The sequence below is a fragment of the Limnospira sp. genome (genome assembly GCF_051859755.1).
Classification (GTDB): Bacteria; Cyanobacteriota; Cyanobacteriia; order Cyanobacteriales; family Microcoleaceae; genus Limnospira; species Limnospira fusiformis.
The window spans coordinates 49,841-68,603 of the sequence record NZ_JBIMLI010000002.1 but is presented as its reverse complement, the minus strand read 5'-3'; the positions used below and the strand labels follow the sequence as shown (position 1 = coordinate 68,603).

Annotated in this window: 17 protein-coding genes; 12 read left to right on the top strand and 5 right to left on the bottom strand. The window is 45.7% G+C overall.

Translation table 11 applies throughout. From position 1 onward, the window contains the following. The first annotated feature begins 4 nt into the window (after positions 1-4). Entirely contained in the window at positions 5-712 is a 708-nt protein-coding gene (locus ACTIE0_RS00765) for an MgtC/SapB family protein (protein ID WP_006624273.1), read from the top strand. A gap of 86 nt (positions 713-798) precedes the next feature. Here ACTIE0_RS00765 and treS read toward each other — a convergent pair whose 3' ends face one another. From treS to ACTIE0_RS00750, 3 genes are all read right to left on the bottom strand, one after another. Next, on the bottom strand, positions 799-4,119 hold the full coding sequence (gene treS / locus ACTIE0_RS00760; protein ID WP_006624274.1) for a maltose alpha-D-glucosyltransferase: 3,321 nt from the start codon (positions 4,117-4,119) through the stop codon (positions 799-801). A 43-nt stretch (positions 4,120-4,162) separates the two neighbouring features. Next, positions 4,163-5,494, bottom strand: coding sequence for a dihydroorotase (locus tag ACTIE0_RS00755; protein ID WP_006624275.1), 1,332 nt, complete (start codon positions 5,492-5,494; stop codon positions 4,163-4,165). Positions 5,495-5,566: 72 nt separating this feature from the next. Further along, positions 5,567-6,304, bottom strand: a complete 738-nt coding sequence (locus ACTIE0_RS00750; RefSeq protein WP_006624276.1) for an AsmA family protein — start codon at positions 6,302-6,304, stop codon at positions 5,567-5,569. A gap of 153 nt (positions 6,305-6,457) precedes the next feature. On the opposite strand from ACTIE0_RS00750, the gene ACTIE0_RS00745 reads away from it, so the two are divergent. The 5 genes from ACTIE0_RS00745 to ACTIE0_RS00725 all read left to right on the top strand — a co-directional run bounded on the left by ACTIE0_RS00745 (position 6,458) and on the right by ACTIE0_RS00725 (position 11,957). Continuing rightward, entirely contained in the window at positions 6,458-7,753 is a 1,296-nt protein-coding gene (locus ACTIE0_RS00745) for a glutamate-5-semialdehyde dehydrogenase (RefSeq protein WP_006668415.1), read from the top strand. A gap of 237 nt (positions 7,754-7,990) precedes the next feature. Beyond that, on the top strand, positions 7,991-8,587 hold the full coding sequence (locus ACTIE0_RS00740) for a COP23 domain-containing protein (RefSeq protein ID WP_006624278.1): 597 nt from the start codon (positions 7,991-7,993) through the stop codon (positions 8,585-8,587). 37 nt (positions 8,588-8,624) lie between these two features. Further along, on the top strand, positions 8,625-9,512 hold the full coding sequence (locus ACTIE0_RS00735) for a S1 family peptidase (RefSeq protein WP_006624279.1): 888 nt from the start codon (positions 8,625-8,627) through the stop codon (positions 9,510-9,512). Positions 9,513-9,539: 27 nt separating this feature from the next. Then, positions 9,540-10,799, top strand: a complete 1,260-nt coding sequence (locus tag ACTIE0_RS00730) for a S1 family peptidase (protein ID WP_039932312.1) — start codon at positions 9,540-9,542, stop codon at positions 10,797-10,799. Positions 10,800-10,886: 87 nt separating this feature from the next. Further along, a complete protein-coding gene (locus tag ACTIE0_RS00725; protein ID WP_006668417.1) occupies positions 10,887-11,957 on the top strand; it encodes a hybrid sensor histidine kinase/response regulator in 1,071 nt (356 codons plus the stop codon). A 71-nt stretch (positions 11,958-12,028) separates the two neighbouring features. Here the strand turns inward: ACTIE0_RS00725 and ACTIE0_RS00720 are convergent, their stop codons facing one another. Beyond that, the gene (locus tag ACTIE0_RS00720; RefSeq protein ID WP_006624283.1) at positions 12,029-12,496 is read right to left on the bottom strand and encodes a Tic20 family protein; all 468 of its coding nucleotides are present in this window, start codon (positions 12,494-12,496) and stop codon (positions 12,029-12,031) included. 160 nt (positions 12,497-12,656) lie between these two features. Next, positions 12,657-12,851, bottom strand: a complete 195-nt coding sequence (locus ACTIE0_RS00715) for a hypothetical protein (protein WP_006624285.1) — start codon at positions 12,849-12,851, stop codon at positions 12,657-12,659. Positions 12,852-13,149: 298 nt separating this feature from the next. Here ACTIE0_RS00715 and glyA point away from each other — a divergent pair, with 298 nt between their 5' ends. The 6 genes from glyA to ACTIE0_RS00685 all read left to right on the top strand — a co-directional run bounded on the left by glyA (position 13,150) and on the right by ACTIE0_RS00685 (position 18,610). Further along, positions 13,150-14,433: a serine hydroxymethyltransferase gene (glyA, locus tag ACTIE0_RS00710; RefSeq protein ID WP_006624286.1), complete on the top strand. Its 1,284-nt coding sequence runs from the start codon at positions 13,150-13,152 to the stop codon at positions 14,431-14,433. A 141-nt stretch (positions 14,434-14,574) separates the two neighbouring features. Next, entirely contained in the window at positions 14,575-15,642 is a 1,068-nt protein-coding gene (locus tag ACTIE0_RS00705) for a glycosyltransferase family 4 protein (protein ID WP_006668418.1), read from the top strand. Positions 15,643-15,673: 31 nt separating this feature from the next. Beyond that, positions 15,674-16,918, top strand: a complete 1,245-nt coding sequence (locus tag ACTIE0_RS00700; protein WP_006668419.1) for a competence/damage-inducible protein A — start codon at positions 15,674-15,676, stop codon at positions 16,916-16,918. Between the two features lie 231 nt (positions 16,919-17,149). Then, a complete protein-coding gene (locus tag ACTIE0_RS00695; protein WP_006624290.1) occupies positions 17,150-17,287 on the top strand; it encodes a hypothetical protein in 138 nt (45 codons plus the stop codon). 41 nt (positions 17,288-17,328) lie between these two features. Next, positions 17,329-17,769, top strand: a complete 441-nt coding sequence (gene aroQ / locus ACTIE0_RS00690) for a type II 3-dehydroquinate dehydratase (RefSeq protein WP_006624291.1) — start codon at positions 17,329-17,331, stop codon at positions 17,767-17,769. A gap of 16 nt (positions 17,770-17,785) precedes the next feature. Then, entirely contained in the window at positions 17,786-18,610 is an 825-nt protein-coding gene (locus ACTIE0_RS00685; protein ID WP_006668420.1) for an ADP-ribosylglycohydrolase family protein, read from the top strand. Positions 18,611-18,763 lie beyond the last annotated feature (153 nt).

The following is an 18,763-nucleotide window of genomic DNA, read 5'->3' as shown; positions in this document are numbered from 1 at the left end:
ATACATGGAGTGGACAGAAACATTGCTGAGACTGACTGTGGCATTTTTGTTAGGCTCGGCTTTGGGAATTGAACGTCAGTGGCGACAGCGCATGGCTGGGTTACGGACTAATACATTGGTAGCCACGGGAGCGTCTATGTTTGTTATTCTTTCCGTGATGACTCCCGGAGAGGGTAGCCCTACCCGCATTGCGGCTCAAGTTGTGTCTGGAATTGGTTTTCTGGCTGGGGGTGTAATTTTAAAAGAAGGCCTCACGGTTAAGGGGTTGAATACGGCGGCGACTATTTGGTGCGCTGCGGCAATTGGGACTTTATCGGGGGCTGGTTTTTTTTCCGAAGCATTTATGGGAGCCGGTGCGGTTTTGATTGCTAACACGGTTTTGCGCCCCTTGAGTCTTCGCATTAACCAGCAACCTACAGAAGGGACTGAATTGGAATTTAATTATCTCTGTTCCCTGGTTTGTCGGGGTAATGAGGAAGCTAATGTCAGGATTTTGTTACTGGATGCTCTGGGTCAAATGAAGAAAATTAAGCTGCGTTCTTTGCGGAGTCAAGATTTGGATGACTTTAATCATTTGGTTGAGGTTGAAGCTGAAATGATAGCCCAGAATCGTGATGATAATTTGTTGGAGCAAATAATTAGCCGATTAAGTTTAGATCCTTCGATTAAATCTGTGAGTTGGCGGATTCTTGAGCAAGACTATGATGAATAATTAATGGTTGATTATCAATTATTCATGACCCGGTAGAGGCGGGTTACACTGTCAATGCTCCGCCTCCCCATCGATTCGATAAACCTTTAGACCACAACCTCTAAGAGTTGCTGTAAGGGAATATCAATTAGTTGTTGATTGCGATTATAGTGGAAGTCTAAACTTTGGATAATTCGCTCTAGGAGGTAGCTGTCCAGCAATACCTGTAATTCCTGCTTGGTCTTGGGTAAAAATCCATCCTCTTTAGCTACTTCTAAATAACTGCCCAAAAATTTAGCACCTACCCAATTATACCAGATTTTCGCCCATTGTTCCATTTCGGGTACGTTTTCGGGTCGAATCATGCCATTTTCTACCTCGTTGAGTAAAGCCACACGAGTGGCATAATTGAGGGATTGTAACATGGCGGCGACATCCCGCAAAGGCGATCGCTTCATCCGCCTTTCATTTAAAGTGCGGTAGGTTTCTCCCTCAAAGTCAATCACCCAAAAATCTTTACCTGTATAGAGGATTTCATCTAAGGAATAGTCCCCATGACAACGGGTTCGCATTCCGGTAATTTTGAGGTTCAGTAGGGATTGAAAACGCCCTAAAATATACTCATGTTTACTCAGAACTTTTTTGGCTAAATCGCGGGTTTCCGGTTTCATAGAACCCAGTCCTTTTCTCAGCTTTAGCATTACCTGTCCGGTCAGGTTTCGGGAATATTGATAAATCGATCGCTGATACAAAGATGAAAAGGGTTCTGGGGTAAAATTCGGATCGTCCGTATCGCTGGATAAGGCAATATGTAACTCGGCTGTGCGTTGACCTAGTAGTTGAATATTACTCAGATATGATCCGATCGCGATCCCTACTTCTTCGGGAATTTCCTCATTTTTTAAGGTTAGCAGAGATTCTGAGGGAACCTCCACCGGAGTTTCCGTGGTTGGTAAAGTTATGCGATCGAAAAAGTCTCGGAGATTATCTAAAGTATAATTCCAAGCCTTAACACCATCGGGAATATATACCTGCAAAACTCCTAAAGTTGTAGACTCTCCGCGACGGGGTTGATATTTTAACCCTCCCATTACTGGCGCAATGTGTTCTAATTGTTGTTTCTGTCCCAAAAAACTGCGAATTTCTAATTCGGGATTAATACCCGGTTCGACTCGGCGGAAGAATTTGAAAATTAGGCGATCGCCATAAACAACTAAGGCATTTTTATCCGTTTTTCCCATTAGCTGAGGGTTGAGTTTCTCTTGACTCATATCTACCCCCGCCAGCGCCTCCGTAGTCGTGGCCGTTAAAGTGCCATGTTTACCCTTATACTGTTGGCGGTTCCGAATCATATCTAAGGGGAGAGTTAAGAAGTCTTGATCAGCACTTGCTTCAAATAAAATTCCCTCCTGATCATCGATTTTTACTGAAGCCAGTACCGCACTAGGAAAGTTAGCACTAACTTCTTTTGATTGTTCACCAATAGCACAAGATAACAGCACTACATAGGTTTCGGCAAACCCTTCCGTATAGTCTACATTTAGCATGACAATAGCTGCTTCCTGTTTCGGAAAAGGAATCGGAATAAAATCAGCAATTGTCACCGACTGCATAACCCTAGATTTACTAATAAACCACGAGGATCGATGCAGATATTCCGGGAATAAAGACTCTAAACGTTCGCGGGTATCCGACTGAGAAAATATTTGATGCCAACTTTTAGCCACTTCTAAAGCTGGCAGTTGGTGGCGGGGACGTGGTAGCAGGCTGGTGGCTGGATCAAACTGAAGCATAAACCAGTAAAATCCATAGGGTGCGATACTCAGAAAATAGCTAGATTCACCAATTTTGGGGAACTGATTTCGCCCGAAAATTTCCACGGGAACCATTCCCTGGAATGGGGTTAAATCTAATTCTACACTCTGCACAAATCGCGACAGGTTTGCCACTACTAAAATATGTTCCCCAGAGTAGGTGCGGACAAATGCTAATACTTTCCTGTTTTCGGGATGTAACAGTTCAAAAGTTCCACGTCCAAAGGCTTGAAAACGTTTCCGCATCGCAATTAAACGTTTCATCCATGACAGCAGGGAATTAGGATTAGCGCTTTGCGCTTCCACGTTGATGGCTTCGTAGTGATATTCAGAGTCTAAAATAACTGGTTGATACAGTTTCTGAGGGTTGGCACGACTAAAGCCAGCGTTACGGTCAGGACTCCACTGCATGGGGGTGCGAACTCCATTGCGATCGCCTATATATATATTATCCCCCATACCAATTTCATCACCATAGTACAGCACGGGAGTTCCTGGTAAGGAAAGCAGCAGACTATTCATTAGTTCAATTTGGCGGCGATCGTTCCCCAGTAGTGGCGCGAGACGGCGACGAATGCCTAAATTTAGTCGCGCTTGGGTATCTTCTGCATAGACCCGATACATATAATCTCGGTCCTCGTCTGTCACCATTTCTAAGGTTAACTCGTCATGGTTACGCAGAAATAATGCCCACTGACAATTATTAGGAATAGAGGGAGTTTGGTTGAGAATATCCACAATGGGGAAACTATCTTCCATTCGTAATGCCATAAACAAACGAGGCATTAACGGGAAGTGAAAATTCATCTGACATTCATCACCTTCCCCATAGTAAGCGGCGGCATCTTCCGGCCATTGATTGGCTTCCGCTAATAGCATCCGATCCTCATATTTGCTATCAATATAAGCCCGTAATCTTTTCAAAAAGGCATGGGTTTCTGGCAGGTTTTCGCAGTTGGTTCCTTCCCTCACACACAGATAGGGGACTGCATCTAAGCGCATCCCATCTACTCCCATTCCTAACCAAAAATCCGCGAGTTCTAACACGGCTTGCTGCAATTCGGGACTCTCATAATTTAAGTCCGGTTGATGGGAGTAAAAACGATGCCAATAATAGGCTTTTGCTACCGGGTCCCACGCCCAATTAGAGGTCTCAAAATCCTGGAAAATAATCCTAACTTCTGGGTATTTGTCGGGGGTATCACTCCATACATAAAATTCCCGTTCTTTACTGCCTTTGGGGAGTCTCCTCGCCCGCTGAAACCACGGGTGCTGGTCGGAAGTGTGGTTAACTACTAACTCGATGATTACCCTAATTCCCCTTTCATGGGCGGCATCCAGAAAGGTTTTAAAATCATCTAAATTACCATAGATATAATTAACATCTCGGTAATCGGAAATATCATAACCATCATCTCGCAAGGGAGAGGGGAAAAATGGTAAAATCCAGATGGCAGTGATGCCGAGTTCTTCCAGATAATCTAATTTTTCCGTGAGTCCAGCAAAGTCGCCAATACCATCGCCATTACTATCACAATAGGCGCGGACTGGCACTTCGTAAATAATCGCATCTTTGAACCAAAGCGGATCATTATTGAGTTTTGATTGTGCCATAGGTTGAATTTCTGTTCGTCAATATTTGCTGATGTTTAGGGGTTTAATGATGGTCAAATGTCAAGGCTTTCCCTCTTACTTCTAAGTTAAGTTTGCCATGGTCATACACTACTTGACCTCCGACAATAGTAACCACTGGCCACCCGGTTAGCTGCCAACCCTCAAAGGGACTCCAGCCACACTTGGTTTGCAATTCTGAGGCTAAAACTGGGCGATAATTGTTTAAATCAACTAACACTAAGTCAGCATCATAACCAGGGGCGATCGCTCCTTTATTCGGGATATTATAACCTTTTGCTACGGCTGTTGACATCCAGTTAGATACCTGGGCAACACTACAACGTCCGACGGCGATCGCCTGAGTTAGCATCACTGGTAAGGATGTCTCAACTCCCGGCATTCCTGAAGGGCTATTGGGATATGGTTTGGCTTTTTCTTCTAGGGTGTGGGGGGCGTGATCTGTAGCAATAAAGTCGATGACTCCATCCAACAACGCTCGCCAGAGAACTTCATTATTTTCAGGCGATCGCAAAGGCGGATTCATTTGAGCTTTGGTGCCAATTTTACCATAATCGGTGATATTTAGCACCAAATGTTGGGGGGTAACTTCTGCTGTTACCCAGGCGGGTTTATCCTGTCGCAGCAATTCGGCTTCTATACCTGTAGATAGATGCAAAATGTGCAATCTTCGTTGATACTTTTTAGACAGCTTCAGAGCCAGTTGGGTGGCTTCTAGGGCGGCTTGTTCATCCTGGATCTGGGAGTGAATGGCTGGATCTGTTTGTCCCGCAAATTCCTCGCGCCGACGATTAATCCGGTCCTGGTTTTCCGCGTGTACCGCAATTAGGCGATCGCCTTTAGCAAAAATCGGTTCTAAAATTTCTTCGTGATCGACCAATAAAGGTCCGTGCATTGACCCCATAAAAATTTTAATCCCAGGACTCGGGTTAGCCTCTAATAAATCCGGTAAATTCTCAGGAGTCGCCCCCATAAAAAAGCCATAATTTACCAAACACTTTTGGGCTGCCCTTTCTAGTTTATCCGCCAACGCTTCCTTTGTGCTAGTTAAAGGGCGAGTATTCGGCATCTCCAAAAACGACGTAACGCCACCTTTAGCGCAGGCGCGACTGGCTGTTGATAAATCTTCTTTATATTCTAGTCCCGGTTCCCGAAAATGAACCTGGGGGTCAATTACTCCCGGTAACAGAGTTAACCCCTCTGCATTTAGGTCCATTTCTGACTCTCCGGCGGCGGGAAGTTCTGAACTAATTTCCAGAATTTTACCCCCCCCCAGTTTAACATCTCCTAAGCTGAAATTGCCATCCGGTAGCAGAATATTCGCGCCACGGATATAGATGATTTGGGTAGTAGACATGACTGATTTGTGACCGTGTAGTTTAGATAACCACTACCATTTTACCATCAACTGGCTACAACTTATCATCATTTAGCTCGGATTAGTTTCCGGGGCGATCGCTTCTTGTAAAATCTCCGGGATTTTTTCCCCACCATCTCTAATAATACTCTCGAATATATCTTGTACAACTTGCCGAATCAAGTCGCTGGTCAAAATTTCTTCAAAGTCCTCTGATGACACATTAGTTAGACGCAGGTTAGGGAGTTGAAAATCGAGAGAACTGGCAAATCCCAAAGGTGCTAAAGTCACATTAACTTTAGTATTCTGAACATCGATAACATCAAAGTTAATTTTTAGCTTAGTTTTCGAGGTTTCCTCTGTGGTTTCAGTCCGTGTCTGCGGTTCCGAAGGTTGGGTGGATTTCAGATTATTGATAATTGCCAGGATATTGTTGTTTAGTAGTCTCTGTTCGATGTTGACATCAATATAGTTAATCGCGAAATTATTGATTTCCACCACATCAGTTAACAGGCTTCTCGGAGTCACATCAATATCCACCTGATGAATCTTGAGAACATGGGGAGTGCTAAAATTATCAGGATTGTTGATGGTCAGATTATTAATCCGCAAATCACCCCGCAATTTATCCAAACTCAAAGATTGAATTTCGGTCGGTACTCCTAGGGTAGAACTCACTGTATTTTCTAGGTAGTTTTGCAATTGGCTATCTACCCTTGATAAAGTCACATTGGCGATCGCAGCTAGGACAATCAGCACCCCGCCCACAATCCCAGCAATAGTTAACCAATTTTTCCGTTTTTTAGTCATGGTTTCACTCCAGATTTAGCCCGTGATTTGGATATATTATAGACCAGAAAATTTCACAGTTGATAGGTTCCCCGTCAATTGTTTGCTATAATTATTATAGCTGTCTACTGTCCACTACTACTGCTTAACTATATTTTACATAAATTGCTGACCATGACTATTTCTCCGTTGCTAATTGAAACCGCCCAAAAAACCCAAGCAGCAGCCCGCCAATTGGCTGTTTTATCTACAGATGCCAAAAATCAGGCGATCGCATCCATAGCCCAAGCCCTAGAAAATGCCGCCCCAGACATTCTCGCCGCCAACCAGATGGACTGTCAGCAAGCCCAAGCTGATGGTATTGCGAAACCTCTTTATAACCGCTTAAAACTCGATGAAGCCAAGTTAAAAGGCGCGATTTCCGGCTTGCGAGATGTCGAAAAATTAGCCGACCCAGTAGGCGCAATTCAAATTAATCGGGAACTAGACCAAGGCTTAAACTTGCGCCGGATAACCTGTCCTTTAGGAGTCTTAGGAGTAGTCTTCGAGGCGCGACCAGATGCCGTTATTCAAATTTCCGCCTTAGCCGTCAAGTCGGGAAATGGCGTAATCTTAAAAGGTGGCAAAGAGGCGATTAATTCCTGTCGAGAACTCGTCAAAGCCATCCGCCAGGGACTAGCCACAACAGCAGTCAATCCCGAAGTCGTACAGTTATTAACTACTCGCTCCGAAATTATTGAGTTATTGCAGTTAGATAAATATGTCGATTTAATTATCCCCAGGGGCTCCAATTCTTTTGTACAATTCGTCCAGGAAAATACCCGGATTCCCGTTTTAGGTCATGCGGATGGTATTTGTCATCTATATATAGACCGGGAGGCAGATATATCCAAAGCCCTACCCATAGTCATTGACTCAAAAATCCAATATCCAGCCGCTTGTAATGCCCTAGAAACCCTGTTAGTGCATCAGCAAATAGCCCCGCAATTTTTACCCAAACTAGCCGCAGAACTCCAACAAAAAGGAGTAGAATTAAGGGGGGATAGTCACAGCCAAAAAATCGTCAATATTGCCCCAGCCACAGACGCAGACTGGCAGACAGAATATACTGATTTAATTCTCTCAATTAAAGTCGTTGAAAATTTAGCAGCCGCCATTTCTCATATTAATACCTACGGTTCAGGGCATACAGATGGCATCATTACCGAAGACCGACAAGCCGCCCAAACCTTTATGGCAATTGTAGATTCAGCGGGAGTATTTCATAACTGTTCCACCCGTTTTGCTGATGGTTTTCGCTATGGTTTTGGGGCGGAAGTTGGTATCAGTACCCACAAAATGCCCCCCAGAGGTCCCGTAGGTTTAGAAGGATTAGTGACCTATAAATATCAATTAATTGGGGATGGTCATATCGTCGCCACTTACGCCGGAAATAATCCTAAACCATTTACCCATAGAAACTTACTTTAATAACAGCCTAGCCATTTCCACCGAAAAAGGCGGGAGCAATTATTCAGGTTGATCATCTCACCCCCAACATTGCTTAACCCGCCTAACTGATTATGGTTAACTAGATTACACCAAGTTACTAGAATTATTATTTAGCATAAATTTTCCTAAAATTCCCAAAACATAATCATTTCTTAATAGTTGACGATCGCCCCCAAACCGTCCATAATATAAGGTAAGGTCTCAAGGGCTTAGAAAATGGAAAAAAATCCAACTGTGCAACTAGCAACTGTAGCAGCCATTGCCTTGGGAGGTTTCGCCGTATTTCAGCCACCTGATGTCGCCCAAGCGCAAGTAACATCCTTCTACTGCGACATGAACTCCCCCATAGGCTATCCCACCGTCTATGCTCGCACACCCGCCGGAAATAAACCCGTAGTTAGCTTATATTCTGAATATTTCAGCGCCTCTGGCTATTCCCCAGAACGCCGCTGTCAGGAAATCGCCCAAAGGTTTACCAACTTTTCCCATACTGGACAACTGAAATATCTAACCGCCGGATATGTCAACAATTTACCAGTAATTTGCGTAGTTTCCGATCATGGAATGCCCTGCGCTAGTAACACCATATTATTTACCATGAAAGCGGACGACCCCGAACCCGCCGAAAGTAAACTTCAGCGACTGTTCAACATCCGCCGAGGAGCCAGTGATATCCTATTTGAAAGCGAAGATGATGCAGGTGTCTACATCAACTTTGATCAATTTTTAGGGGGAGTTCCCGCCGAAAGTTCTACCCCCGCACCCATGACACCATCAGACCCCCCCAGTTCTCAACCGGGGACAGCGTGGTGAGCCTTCAAATATCTACCAAGTATCTCAAGTATCTAAGGTGCAGCAACCACTCAAATTTTTAGCGAGAGCGATCGCCATTAGTTTTCCCCTGTTAGGATTAAGCTGTCAAGCACAAGTGCTGACAGAAGAAGAAAGCAGACAATTTCAGCGGGAACCAACCCTAGCCGCCAACACCAGTCCACCAATTCCCTCAACAGCCGCACTGCACCAAAAAGCTAGACAGATTACTGTCCGCGTTTATTCAGGAAGGATGTGGGGAACCGGGGTAATTATTGACCATCAGGGTGGCATTTATACAGTGGTCACCAATGATCATGTTTTGCTACCAGGGGGAGGGCAAAATTATCGAGTCCAGACCTACGATAACCGCATCCATGCTGCCGAAATAGTTAACTCTATATCTTGGTTTCACAATGATTTAGGGATTGTGCAATTTCGCAGTGTAGATCACTCCTATAATGTAGCAGCGATCGCCTCCACCCCAGTAGACCTAGGAGAAACCGTAATCGCGGCTGGATTTCCCTTAGAACCCGACCCATCAGCCCTCCAAGGGTTTGTGATTACAGAAGGTGAAGTCTCCCTTTGGATGCCACAGCCATTTATCGGAGGTTATCAGGTAGGATACACCAACGACATTTTTTCAGGAATGAGTGGCGGACCCCTATTAAATCGCCGAGGGGAACTGGTGGCTATTAATGGAATGCACAAATATCCACTGTGGGGAAATGCTTATGAATTTGTAGACGGTTCATCCCCGGACCCCGCCCTAGCAGCAAAACTGGTTGAGTACAGTTGGGCGGTTCCCATTCACACCGTGTTACAACTCGCCCCCAATTTCACATCAGCAAACACCATCAACCCCAAACCCTCACCCCCCGTTGAACCCGTTGAACCGGTATCCTCACCCTCGCAATGGTTTTGGTAAACCAGAACAAATATCAGGTTAGGAACAATGACAAAAATGCGATCGCTTACTCAAAATCTACTACTGTTAGCCGGAGTCTCCCTATTAGCCACTCTAGCGCCCGCCGCCCTGGCTGCACTTTCCCCCGCAGAAATCAACTCCATCGCCAGCCAAACCACCGTATTAATTGCGCCAGAATTGCGACCGGAACTCATCGAAGCCCTAGAAAATAACTACAGAAATCCCCTAGCCAGCCAAAACAACCCCGATGGCGTATGGCATCCCGGCTCTGGTGTCATTATCGCCCGCGAAGGTAATCGCCACTATGTTCTGACTGTTAGCCACAACTTCCGACAGCGAGACCTAAATGCTGGAATCTCTTACGGTATCCGCACCAGTGACGGTAAAGTTCATATAGTCCAACAACCCAACGATGGGCGAGGCTGTCCCCTCAACGGTTCTCCCACCCCAGGAAATTTAATGAGATTTGGCTGTTATTCCATCAGCCTACCCACGAGAGTAGACGGACCGGATCTAGCCGTAGTAGTATTTGAAAGCGATCATCACTATCCTGTAGCCCCTTCCGCGACCGAAAACTCCCTCAATGTGGGCGACCCTATTTATGTTTCCGGCTGGCCTGACCCCGAAAAAGAAAGAGATGCCACCACCGGACGCTGTCTCGGGAGAGCAGCCCGTCGCCAAAGACGATTTACCTGGGGACCGGTTACGGGAGTAGTTAACCCCGCCAGCAGCGAAAACGGTTATAGCATTTTTTACTTAGACAATACCCGTCCGGGAATGAGTGGCGGTCCTGTATTTGACAACCAAGGTCGCGTGGTCGGCGTTCACGGTCGCGGTTCCGCTGGGAAAGCCCAACTGGTCAATCGATTCTGTTCGGTTAGTAATGCCCCCAACGCCCAAGCCTTTGAGTCGGGGGATTTTGCGATCGAAGGTCAAGGAACCGGACGCGCAGACCCAGAGGCTCTACGAACCCGCTTTAGTAGCGGTCAAGCCTTTAATAATTTTATCGGCTTAATTCGCCGCACGGGTTTAAATCTATCATTTAATACCAATCCTCCACCGCCCCAAATGATTCAATTCGCCTTGACCGCCATTCCCGCCGGAAGTAGCACGGGAACGGTAGATTTTGCGATCGGATCTGTTCCTGTTGGCAGTTTTGATGACCCTCAAGATGTAATTCCTAACATTTATGATAGTTACAGTTCTTTTGAGGGATTAGGTTCTCGACTGCGAGATACACCGTCTGGCGGTTGCGATAGTCTACTTTTGGGAGAGCCTTGTTGGTAAATGTATGTTATAATAGCCCAAATTAGACTGGCTCCCGTGTCTTGGTAGTTGCGACAACTACTGGGATATCATCTGAAAAGTTAACTTATGACATCTTCCTTGCCATCTATTCTGATTGTAGATGATGACCCCGATAATTTTGATGTAATCGAAACTTTATTATCAGACCAAAATTATCAGTTGCATTATACATCTAATGGGACTCGGGCGATCGCCTCCTTGGATATACTGCAACCCAATTTAATTTTACTCGATGTCATGATGCCCGACATGGATGGCCAGCAAGTTTGTCGCGCTATTAAAGACATTCGCAAATGGCAAACTTTACCCATTATTATGGTCACCGCCTTAGACAGTAAAGAAGACCTCGCCCGCTGCTTAGAAACCGGGGCTGATGATTTTATTAGTAAACCCATTAATCGGGTGGAACTCGTTGCTAGAGTTAACTCTATGTTGCGGATAAAGTCTCAATATGATGACCTGGAAGCTATTCTAAAATCCCGCGAAGATATGGTTAATATGATAGTTCATGACCTGCGGAATCCTTTAATGAGTTTATTATTTAGCCTATATCTTTTACAGAGGACAGAACTTCCCCATAAAATTGAAGATAAAATTGGTAAATGCTTACTCTCCGCCCAACGTTTACAAGCGTTAATCAACGACTTGGTAATCATGGGGAAAATGGAAAACCGACACATTGAGTTAAATTTGGCGGATGTTGATCTGTGTACTACTATTCAATCCACTGTGGAAAATTTCCAGGTTATCGCCACTCAAAAAAATATCCAACTTATTTGTCAACTTCCCGCGCCTGGTGGTACAATTAGAGTGGATGAGGCACTATTTACACGAGTTTTAGATAACTTACTTTCCAACGCCACGAAATTCTCACCCCGTCATAGTGAAATTATTATTAATGCTGATTATCTTACCCCCAAAGGTGCTAGGGTCCAAGTAGTTGATTTTGGTCCGGGAGTCCCGGAGGAATTTAGAGCGAGTATTTTTAATAAATATGACATCGGTAAAATAGTTAAAAATGTCTCTCAAATTGGCTTGGGATTGGCTTTTTGTAAAATGGTTGTTGAAGCACACGGCGGACACATTAGAGTTATCCCTAACCAACCACAAGGCAGTATTTTTGAGATTACTATATAATAGTTATTTCCGACTGTCGGAAAACAAGGGCAGCCCCTAAGACCGCCCCCAGATATTAACAGTTGGTAATTTTAGCGAACCTGCATATAAACGGCATCGGATATAGTCGGAATTTCTGCATACTGTCCCCGGATAGATTGGACAATACCATAACTAACAGAGGCTAAAACACCCAAGAAAATCATATTAAACAGAGTTTCTTGGATAAACCCTTGCAATGGGATAATCCCCAAAATCAGACTACAGCCCAAAATGATAATATTCAACAAAATCGACTGCATGGCATTAAATCTGATAAAGTGGGGGATATTTTCGTTACGCACCACCAGCAGATACAGCAAGAAAAAGACAATCAGACCCGCAAAAGGAATAGACTGAAAAATTGCCATTAGGGGAGCTACGGGAATCAAAATAATCTGTAGTATGGGAAATTGAGTTAATAAAAATCTGCCGAACTGTACTCCATACATCAAGGGTAGCATATAGGGCAAACAAGCAAAAATGCGATCGCGAACAGTCGTTGTCCCACGCCAATTCATAGTCAGCTCTCCTGTTAACCAAAAAAAGTCGATACTCCCAGGATAACGCAGTGACGACGGAATATGGCTCAACTACCAATTTAGATTTCACAGAGACAGCCCCCGTTATAGCCAAACCTAACGGGAGTATGAATAGCGATCGCTCAACCCACGCCGCCAGTTAAATATTAGCAATGCGGAATCCCATCTGACACTCATACTGACCGGGTTGATTATCTCCGGGTTTACGGATCAGATGACCACAACTGAGATGGTCGCCACGCCATCGGGGTTGACCGCTATGGTCGGCGAGTAAACACCCCTGACACACTTGATGGCTTTCAATAATTTGGTTTTCCATGACCATGACTAACATAATCCTCCCTCCCCGCGATTGCTGAAGCCCTATCCCCATTATATTTTGAGATTCGTTAAGACCCCAGGATTGATGCACAACTTAACATGGCCATTAATATCAGGTTGTGTCACGGGATACATCCAATGCTCAGATTTTGTTGGCTGGGGTGGAAATATCAACTGGCCGCGGCCAGATTTTTCTGGGTTAAATGTATCTGGGGGCAGTAAGCGGGTTATGATGGTGAATTTGGGGCGCACTTTCAAGCGATCGCTCCATAGTACCAAAACCTAAGAACTCTGAAAGGGGAATTTATACAGTGAGTGACACCAACCTAGACCAATTAGCCCAAAGTGATCCAACGGTAACAGAACTCATCGGACAGGAATTACAGCGTCAACGGGAACACCTGGAACTAATCGCCAGCGAAAACTTTACCTCCGCGGCCGTTTTAGCTGCCCAAGGGTCAGTCCTCACCAACAAATATGCGGAAGGACTCCCCAAAAAACGCTACTATGGCGGTTGCGAATTTATCGATCAAATCGAGCAAATAGCCATCGATCGCGCTTGTCAGCTCTTTGATGCTACCCATGCGAACGTTCAACCCCATTCAGGCGCTCAAGCTAATTTTGCCGTGTTCCTGGCTCTCCTACAGCCGGGAGATACAATCATGGGGATGGATCTATCCCACGGGGGACATTTAACCCACGGTTCCCCGGTCAATGTGTCGGGTAAATGGTTTAATGTTTGCCACTATGGAGTCAGTCCAGAAACGGAAACCTTGGACTATGACAAGATTTTGGAACTGGCTAAACAACATCAACCCAAACTGATGATTTGTGGCTATTCCGCCTATCCCCGGATTATTGAATTTGACAAATTCCGAGCGATCGCCGATGAGGTGGGAGCATATCTCCTAGCGGACATCGCCCATATTGCGGGACTGGTCGCCACAGGTCATCACCCCAACCCATTACCCCATTGTCACGTGGTCACCACCACCACCCATAAAACTCTGCGGGGACCTAGGGGGGGGTTAATCCTTACCCGTGACCCAGAATTGGGCAAAAAACTAGATAAAGCGGTTTTCCCCGGTACTCAAGGCGGACCCCTGGAGCACGTGATTGCTGGTAAAGCGGTCGCCTTTGGGGAAGCACTAAAACCGGAATTTAAAACCTACTCAACCGAAGTGATCGCCAATGCTCAAGCGTTAGCTAACTGCTTACAGCAACGGGGCTTAAAAATTGTTTCTGGTGGTACAGACAACCATCTGATGTTGGTGGATTTGCGATCGGTGAAAATGACCGGAAAAATTGCCGATCGCTTGATGAGTGAAATCAACATCACCGCCAATAAAAACACAGTCCCCTTTGACCCAGAATCACCCTTTGTCACCAGTGGTCTGCGGTTAGGTTCTCCAGCCATGACCACCAGAGGGATGGGAATTTCAGAATTTATGGAAATCGGTAATATTATCGCCGATCGCCTATTAAATCCTGATGATGACACAGTGACAGCCGACTGTCGCGCGCGCGTCGCCCAACTTTGCGATCGCTTCCCCCTATATCCCCATCTACAAATCAAAGTTCCCGCACTGACTTAATCAGTTTCTGGGTCTGATGGGTGCCAAAATAACCAACAATACCCCCATCTTTTAAAGGGAGACTGTGATCAGGCGGTTCAAAATATAGTAGACTCACCCTGAACTAGCTTTTAGCACCCATCCCAAAAAAACTTTGATCAGATGCCCTATCCTTTTTATCATCTGCTGGCTTTTGTAATTTCTACCGTCGTGGTCCTGTGGAGTACACCGATAGTCAAAAATATCGGGCTGAAAAGTGGACGAGTAGATTTACCCTGCGATCGCAAAGTGCATAAGCGTCCTATGGTTCGCTTGGGGGGAGTTTCTATCTTCATCGGTACACTCATCGCACTACTATTAGTTTGGTGCTTGGGTGGTTTTATCGGCGCAGATGGTCAGCCCCTCCCCCCTAAACAAGAATTTGAAATTTTAGGGGTCGCTATAGGCGCTATAGCATTCTTTCTCATTGGCTTGGGAGACGATTTATTTGGTCTGTCTCCCTTAACTCGATTAATCTTACAAACAGCGATCGCCAGTTCAGTCTGGGGGGTCGGAGTCCGCATTGAATTTCTGAGTATCCCCTACTTTGGCGGCTTAATACATATCGGCTGGTTAAGTTTACCCGTCACCGTCCTTTGGTTAGTGGGAATGACTAATGCTATAAATTGGATTGACGGTCTCGACGGTCTCGCTGCTGGAGTTTCCGGTATTGCAGCCGTGGTGATGTTAATCGCATCTCTATATATGAATCAACCCGCCGCCGCCCTCATTGCCGCCGCCCTAGCTGGGGGGTGTCTGGGATTTCTCCGATATAATTTTAACCCCGCTCAGATTTTTATGGGCGATGGCGGTTCCTATTTTATGGGGTTTACCTTGGCTGGTGTCGGAGTTATTGGTTTAGTTAAAACTACCGCCGTAACCTCTGTTTTACTACCCTATCTAATTCTAGCTGTGCCGATTTTGGATATGTCAGCAGTTATTATTGAACGATTACGACATGGAAAATCTCCCTTTGCTGCTGATAACCGCCATCTGCATCACCGACTACTAAAAGCGGGTTTATCTCAAAGGTTAACGGTTCTCTTTATCTATACTCTCACCCTATGGGTAGGGAGTTTGGCTCTGGCTTTCTCCGGTTTTCCCAGTGGTTTGGTCTATGCTTGGGGGGCTACCGGATTGTTGGGTTATACCAGTTGGAAAGCCGTAAAGCGTGCCAAATCATCAAGTTAATAATCTCTGACGATTTTTCATCATCAAATATATGACGGCTGAAATTATTTGTGTGGGGACAGAATTACTCCTGGGTAACATTACTAATACTAATGCCCAATTTCTGGGAGAACAATTAGCCGAACTTGGTATTCCTCACTATTATCAAACTGTGGTGGGAGATAACCCAGAACGTCTCAAAAAAGCGATCGCGATCGCCTCGGAAAGATCACAACTCCTAATTTTTACCGGAGGCTTGGGACCGACTCCCGACGACCTGACGGTAGAAACCATTGCCGACTTTTTCCAGACCCCCCTGATTGAAAAACCAGAAATCATCCAAGATATTGCCCAAAAATTCGCCAGCCGTGGGCGAGAAATGTCTCCCAGTAACCGCAAACAAGCCCTAATTCCCCAAGGGGCAGACATCCTCTACAATCCTATTGGTAGCGCTCCGGGGATTATTTGGCAACCAAAAGGCGATCGCCTCACCATCCTAACATTCCCCGGAGTTCCCGCCGAAATGAAACGAATGTGGGTAGAAATCGCCATTCCCTACCTACGGCTACAAGGCTGGTGTTCTCAGACCATCTACAGCCGCATCCTCAAATTTTGGGGGATTACCGAATCAGCATTAGCCGAACAAGTAGCCCCCTTCCTAGACCTACAAAATCCCACAGTAGCCCCCTATGCTAATTATGGCGAAGTCAAACTGCGAATTTCCGCCTGTGCCGAATCTGCCACCCGCGCCGCCGCACTTATTGAACCAATCGTAACCCAATTAAGACAAATTGCCGGATTAAACTGTTATGGTGCGGATGATGACACCCTCGCCTCCGTGGTCGGTCAGCATTTGCGACAAACACAACAGACCCTGAGTGTAGCTGAATCCTGCACCGGCGGCGGTTTGGGTAAAATGATTACCGAAATTTCTGGCAGTTCCCAATATTTCTTAGGTGGAGTTATCGCATACGATAACCGCATCAAACACCAACTCCTGGGAGTTAATGCCACCGACTTAGAGCAATTGGGGGCAGTATCCGCTACAGTTGCGGAACAAATGGCTCTGGGAGTGCGATCGCTCCTCCAAACCGACTGGGGACTATCCATAACCGGAATTGCTGGACCATCAGGAGGTACAGACAGCAAACCCGTCGGATTAGTATACATCGGACTAGCCCAACCCGACGGAACCGCCACCGTCCAAGAATTTCGTTTCGGGGACCAGCGAGAACGCTCCTGGATTCAACGAGCCAGCGCCTGTAGCGCCCTAGACCTACTCCGCCGCCAATTTTAACCTGATCATCTTGCCAAATTCTATGAAGATTTGTTATGATTAAATCAGTGCTGGGCAACTAGCTAATCTTAGGGTATGTCAGTTTTGCTAACAGTAGGCACTGAAGGCTAATAGTCTGTCTACCCATTTCGTGTAGGAGCAGTTCCGAAATTGCTACTACCCTAAAATCAAAGAAATTGCGGGTTGGAGTTAGATTAGCCTGCGAATTTGTAAAAAGGAGCCATTTTTGCAATGGAATACATTGAAAAGGTACTGGAGAAACTCCGGGAATGGGCGCGGGATCTAATCGAAGCATTATTAGGTCCAGAAGCACAACCGGAAGCGGAACCAGTTCCTGTGCCAGTAAGAGATTTTCCTCGCCAGAGATAGTGGTAAATCAGTTTAAAGTCAACTGCTGAGGTATTAAGAAATTGTTAAGTATTCTGGTGCTGCATGGTCCTAACCTAAACCTCTTAGGTCAGCGGGAACCGGGTATCTATGGCAAAGCCACTTTAGATGACATTAACCAACTGCTAACACAGGAGGCAGCATCATTAGGGGCTGAGGTTGTGGCTAGGCAGTCTAATCACGAGGGAGTCTTGGTCGATGCCATTCACTCGGCATTAGATCACCATCATGGCTTGCTGATCAATGCAGGAGCCTATACTCATACCAGTATTGCTATTAGGGACGCTATATCAGCAGTCAAAATTCCCACTGTTGAGGTTCACCTGAGTAATATTTACACCCGCGAACCCTTTAGGCATCATTCCTATATAGCCCCGATCGCGATCGGTCAGATTAGCGGTTTTGGGGCTGATAGTTATTGTTTAGGTTTGAGAGCATTGGTAAACTATCTGCGATCGCCCTAAAACCCAAACCTTCCACATGGAACACCCATTATTAGCAAAGTTCCAAGGCGCTTTGCTAGGCGCGGCTTGCGGTAGTTATCTCAGTCATCACCCACCCGAACCGGACTGGGTGGGTTTAACTATGGCTTGCACCGCCAGTCTCATTGAGCATCAAGGCTTAGATTTAGACCATTGGGGTCAAATTTGGCAAAAAAGCTGCCAGCGCCCCCCAGATAGCCCACCAAACCCCGATGAAGCGGCTTTAATTGCCTTCCCTGTAGCTCTATTTTTCCATGAAAACCGACCCCTCCAGCAACAGCAATTAAAACAATTAGCCGAAATATGGTCTGAGAGTGATGGCAGTCTGGAAAGGGAAGCCACAATGTTAGTGATGGGTGAAATCATAGCCCAAATCATGGCAACAGCAAGGGATAATCGCCCCATAATACGGAGGATATTAGAAAACCTATCCACCAACAACACCAGGGTTGAGCAGCAACTGTCTCAGGTGCAAATAGCCCTAGCTGAATCAATGACGCTGATACAAACACAGGCGCATTTGTCGAGTTTTCCTCATTCCAGCCTAGCCCTAGGATTGTACTGTTTTCTGAGTACACCTGAGCAACCCCTATTAACCCTAAAGCGTTCATCCCAAGTTAATTCAAGGTCTGCACTGACAACCATCATCAGTGGTATATTATCGGGAGCCTATAATACTCTGTTAGGCATTCCTGTCGGTTGGAGAATCAACCATCAAACTCCCTACCCCCCAGCGGAAATCTCTATGCTTGACCTAGGAGAAAAATTATTTAAAATTTGGTCTGGGGTTGATCCATGCGCCCTGGACAGTGCTTTAATTTAACAGGTCCACAATATGGCGGGGGTTATCTAGCGATCGAAAGGCGATCGCATTATTCTCCATAGTCTTAGATCAGGGGTTTTGCTTCTGGAAGTTTGCCGATCCGATATTTGGTGGCAATTTCCCAGACGGTGGGACTGCTAACCATAATGTAAT